This window comes from Zongyangia sp., from assembly GCF_965361945.1.
The window spans coordinates 1-4,783 of sequence record NZ_CBDTOK010000149.1 but is presented as its reverse complement, the minus strand read 5'-3'; the positions used below and the strand labels follow the sequence as shown (position 1 = coordinate 4,783).

General features: G+C 57.2%; 4 protein-coding genes. All 4 read left to right on the top strand.

Features of this window, described 5'->3' with window-relative positions:
* Positions 1–561: YcxB family protein (locus ACZ25G_RS09470; protein WP_463682283.1), on the top strand; the 561-nt coding region annotated here is incomplete at its 5' end.
* An 18-nt stretch (positions 562–579) separates the two neighbouring features.
* The gene (locus tag ACZ25G_RS09465) at positions 580–1,095 is read left to right on the top strand and encodes a YcxB family protein (RefSeq protein ID WP_342682187.1); all 516 of its coding nucleotides are present in this window, start codon (positions 580–582) and stop codon (positions 1,093–1,095) included.
* Between the two features lie 24 nt (positions 1,096–1,119).
* Positions 1,120–1,884, top strand: coding sequence for a hypothetical protein (locus ACZ25G_RS09460; protein ID WP_463682282.1), 765 nt, complete (start codon positions 1,120–1,122; stop codon positions 1,882–1,884).
* A gap of 30 nt (positions 1,885–1,914) precedes the next feature.
* The gene (gyrA, locus tag ACZ25G_RS09455) at positions 1,915–4,428 is read left to right on the top strand and encodes a DNA gyrase subunit A (protein WP_463682281.1); all 2,514 of its coding nucleotides are present in this window, start codon (positions 1,915–1,917) and stop codon (positions 4,426–4,428) included.
* The last annotated feature ends 355 nt before the right edge of the window (positions 4,429–4,783 follow it).

Genomic DNA, 4,783 nt, shown 5'->3' with positions numbered 1-4,783 from the left:
TTCACCATCCGGCAGAGGATTGATGAGCAGACCTATGAGGACTTCAACTTCCTCATGGTGGAGGATATGGTAAAAAACAAGAAAAGGCAGGTCAAGGTGCTGGGGATCATTGAGATTGTCATCGGCGTCCTTTTTCTGCTGGTCACCCTCTTTTCCCAGGAAAGGGCCAACTGGGTCTATTCCCTGCTGGCGGCGGTGCTCATCCTGCTGGGAATTTACGGCATGCTGTTTTACCGCTATGTCTTCCCCAGCCGTCTGAAAAAGGCGGCCAAGAAACAATACGCAGGGAACCCTTATCTGCAAAATGAGGTAGAATTCCGCTTTTTTGAGGACGCCTTCCGGGAGATCTCAGCGGAAACCGACAACACGGTGGATTGGGAGGAGGTCCAGCGGATCCTCTACACCGACCATTTGATCGTCCTGATGCTGGCAAACCGGCGGTGTGTCATCATCCCCAGAACCAGCATCCGTAACTTTGACACCGAGTTCCTCAAATACCTGGAACGGCAGATCCATCACCATGAGATCACAGCCCTCCACAAGGAATCGGCTGCCCGGTAATAGGGCGGGAGGTAGGATATGGAGCAGTTTTCGATCGATTACCGCTTGGATGAAGAGGAGATCAGAATGAGTCTCAGTCAGGTCTGGCTGAGGCAGAAGGGCTGGAAGACGGGGATTTTCGCCCTGGTCTTTCTGCTGGCCGGCGTGGACTTTTTCTGGGTCGCCAATTATTTTGTAGGTGTAATCAGCTTGGCTGCCGCGGTAGCGGTGGTGCTGGTGCCCTTCTTTGGCATCCGGAAGTCCGCGGCTTTTTCATCGGCTCAGAAGCTCTATTACCGGCTGGTCTTTGAAGAGCCTAAGATCACCGTGGATGTATCCTCCCCTTTCGGCGAGGAGCACCATCCCTATGACATCGGTTATGAAAATGTCCATAAGATCTATGAGACCCAGGAGTTTTTTATGATCAGCGTGACAAAGGAAAAGATCATCCCCATCCCCAAGGGGGATCTGGAACCGGAGCTGCAGCAGGCTGTCAGCGGTTTTTTCGCAAAGGTCTTTGGGGAGAAATACCGTGCCGCCAAGGCTGGAAAATAACATCACCGGCAGGAGGAAGCGCCAATGGAAGAAAAAAAGGATAGGACTACAGAGGGAAACATCCCCCAGCAGGGGGAGGATTTATCGGAACAGGACAAGGAAATCCTGGCGGAAATCGACCGGGAGGACATGGATGAAATGGACAAAAAGGCCCAGGACGCCCTGGGCGCTGACGAATGGATCCATGTGGACTTTACCCTGGATTATGATACCGCTTTAGAGGGGCTCAAGCTGGCGGCCAGGATGCTGCTGGAATCCCAGCGGAGCTTACAGACCGTGGCCTTTGGCATTGTGATTATCACCTTCATCTGGCCCGCCATCTCCGGCGGCTGGCGGGATCCGGCCATCCTCATCGTAGGCATTGTCATCATCCTGGCCTGTATATACGGCATCTACGCCGCCTGGCACTTCCCCAAGGTCCACCGGCTGCAAAACGCGAGGAAGATGGCCGACGCTCAGACCCCCTGGACCATGGAGATCTTCCCCGACCATGTGATGGTGCGGGAGGGGGACGAAACCACACTGCTGGAATTTACCAACAAGAGCTTTAAATGCTATGATTCGGGCAACGTGCTGCTCTTTGTCTACAACCGGCTGGATATTATCATTGTCCCCAAGGCCGCGTTAGGGGAGCAGGAAGAGAGGGTCCGCTCCGTCCTCAAGGCAAAGCTCATGGCCAAATATATCACCATCGGCACCGGGGCGGCAAGGTTCTGGGACAAGGTGAAAAACCGGTTTGGCAAGCATCCGGGCAAGGATACAGAGAAAGAAAATAATCCCAATGGGTAACGATAAAAAAGATTTAGGGTGAAAAATACTATGGAAAACAACGGATCCAAGGTCATTACCATCGACATAGAAAAGGAAATGAAAAAGTCCTTTCTGGACTATTCCATGTCGGTGATCGTCAGCCGCGCCCTGCCGGATGTGCGGGACGGGCTCAAGCCGGTTCACCGGCGGATCCTCTATACCTTTTACGAAAACAGCCTGGGCCCGGACAAGCCCTACCGCAAATGCGCCGACACTGTAGGCGCTGTGCTGGGCCGGTATCATCCCCACGGCGACGCTTCGGTCTATGACGCCATGGTCCGTCTGGCCCAGGATTTCTCCATGCGCTATCCCCTGGTGGACGGACACGGCAACTTCGGTTCGGTGGACGGGGATCCCCCTGCGGCCTACCGTTATACCGAGTCCAGAATGAGCAAAATCGCGGTGAAGATGCTCACCGATATCGATAAGGATACGGTGGACTTTGTCTCCAACTACGACGACCGCCTGAAGGAACCGGCGGTCCTCCCCTCCCGCTTCCCCAATCTGCTGGTCAACGGCTCCACCGGCATTGCCGTGGGTATGGCCACCAACATCCCGCCCCACAACCTACGGGAGGTCATCGACGGGGCCTGCCATCTCATCGACAACCCAGACGCGGACCTGCCGGAGCTGATGGAGTACATCCAGGGCCCCGACTTCCCCACCGGCGCGGTGATTATGGGCCGTGCCGGCATCCGCAGCGCCTACGCCACCGGCCGGGGCCGGGTCATTGTCCGGGCCAGGGCCTCCATTGAGGAGGGCAAAAAGGGCCGGATGCGGATTGTGGTCACCGAGCTGCCTTATATGGTCAACAAGGCCCGGCTCATCGAGTCCATCGCCAACCTGGTCAAAGAAAAGCGGATTGACGGCATCTCCGACCTGCGGGACGAGTCGGACCGGGACGGCATGCGGATTGTGGTGGAGCTGAAAAAGGACGCCAACGCCCAGGTGGTCCTAAACCAGCTCTATTCCTACTCCCAGATGCAGGAGACCTGCGGCGTCATCATGCTGGCCCTGGTGGACGGGGCGCCCAAGGTCATGGGCCTGAAGGAGATGCTCACCCATTACAACCAGTTCCAGTTTGAGATCATCACCCGCCGCACCCAGCATGACCTGAAGAAGGCCCAGGAGCGGGCCCATATCCTGGAGGGCTTAAAGATCGCCCTGGATTTCATCGACGAGGTCATCGCCATCCTGCGGGCTTCCAAGAATATTGCCGACGGCAAAACCCAGCTGATGGAGCGCTTCGGACTTTCCGACGCTCAGGCTTCGGCCATTGTGGCCATGCGGCTGGGCCAGCTCACCGGCTTGGAGCGGCAGAAAATTGAGGATGAACTGGCTGCCCTCCATGAAAAGATCCAGGAGCTTTTGGCCATCCTGGCCGACGACGGCAAGGTTTACGCCATTGTCAAGGAAGAGCTCCAGGAGATCAAGGAGAAATTCGGTGACGAGCGGCGCACCGAGATCCAGTCGGTATCCGGCGAGGTGGATATTGAGGATCTGATCCCCGAAGAGGACTGTGTGGTCACCCTGACCCACTTTGGATATATCAAGCGCCAGGCGGTGGATTCCTATAAGACCCAGCGCCGGGGCGGCCGGGGTATTTCCGGCATGACCACCCGGGAGGAGGATTTCGTGGAGGATCTGTATATTTCCTCTACCCATGATTACCTCCTCTTCCTGACCAACAAGGGCAGGATGTACCGGCTCAAGTGCTACGAGATCCCCGAGAGCTCCAGGACCTCCAAGGGCACCAACATCGTCAACCTCCTGCCCCTGGAAAGCGACGAAAAGGTGGCCTCCATGATCAAGCTGGATTCCATTGACCAGGAGGGATATCTGGTCATGGTCACCCGCCAGGGCATCATCAAGCGCACGGCCATCAGCGCCTTCCGCAACATCCGCAAATCAGGACTCATTGCCCTGACCATTGACGAGGGGGATGAGCTGGCCTGGGTGCGGATGACCAGCGGCGCCAATGAGCTGATTGTGGCCACCAAGAATGGTATGGCCATCAAGTTTGATGAAAACGATGTCCGTCCCATGGGCCGGACCGCCCGGGGCGTCAAAGCCATCACCCTGGAGGACGGGGATATGGTCATCGGCATGGCCCGGGTTCGGGAGGGGGCAACCCTCCTCACCGTGTCCGACAAGGGCTTGGGCCGGAGAAGCCGGCTTTCCGATTACCGGACCCAGTCCAGGGCCGGAAAAGGCGTCACCAACTACCGGGTGAGCGACGAAAAGGGCTATGTGGCCGGCGTCAAGGTGGTGGATGAGGATGACGATGTCATCATGATTACCGACGGCGGCGTCATCATCCGGATCCCGGTCAGCCAGATTCCCATCCACTCCCGGTACAGCACTGGGGTAAAATGCATGCGGGTGACCGACGATACCAGCGTGGTTACCCTGGCCCGGGCCCCTAAAGAGGTGGAGGACGACACAGAGGAAGAGGATACGCAAACGCCTTCCTCCCCAGAGGAGCAGGAAACGCCCGCTGAGGAACTGGAAGCAGAAGAATAAATCCATCAAAAAAGGACGCCATCCGGCGTCCTTTTTTCACCCCCACCTGCCGCCGGGCGGGCAGCTACCGCTGGGGGAAGTCGCGCTCATGTGTCAATCGCAACATAGTTGCGTGAGACGCGGCAATGTCGCAAACAAAACCAAGAGCGCGCCGGCTACCGCCGGGGGAAGTCGCGCTGTGGCGCTGTCTAAAACAAAATCGCGTGCGCCGCGGCAATGGTTTTAGCTAGGCCGTGGTCGCGTCTTGCACCCCACAAACAGGGGGATATCCAAGGGGGAGAGGCGGCCATGGGGCGACTGAGGCGTATTCCCAGGAGGGCTGTGTTGGCAGAAAGGACATAGCCATAAAGGAAAG

What these genes read in the sequence shown, in the direction of transcription:
- ACZ25G_RS09465 (WP_342682187.1), top strand. Translation starts at nt 580, where the DNA reads ATGGAGCAGTTTTCGATCGATTACCGCTTGGATGAAGAGGAGATCAGA.
- ACZ25G_RS09460 (WP_463682282.1), top strand. Translation starts at nt 1,120, where the DNA reads ATGGAAGAAAAAAAGGATAGGACTACAGAGGGAAACATCCCCCAGCAG.
- gyrA (WP_463682281.1), top strand. Translation starts at nt 1,915, where the DNA reads ATGGAAAACAACGGATCCAAGGTCATTACCATCGACATAGAAAAGGAA.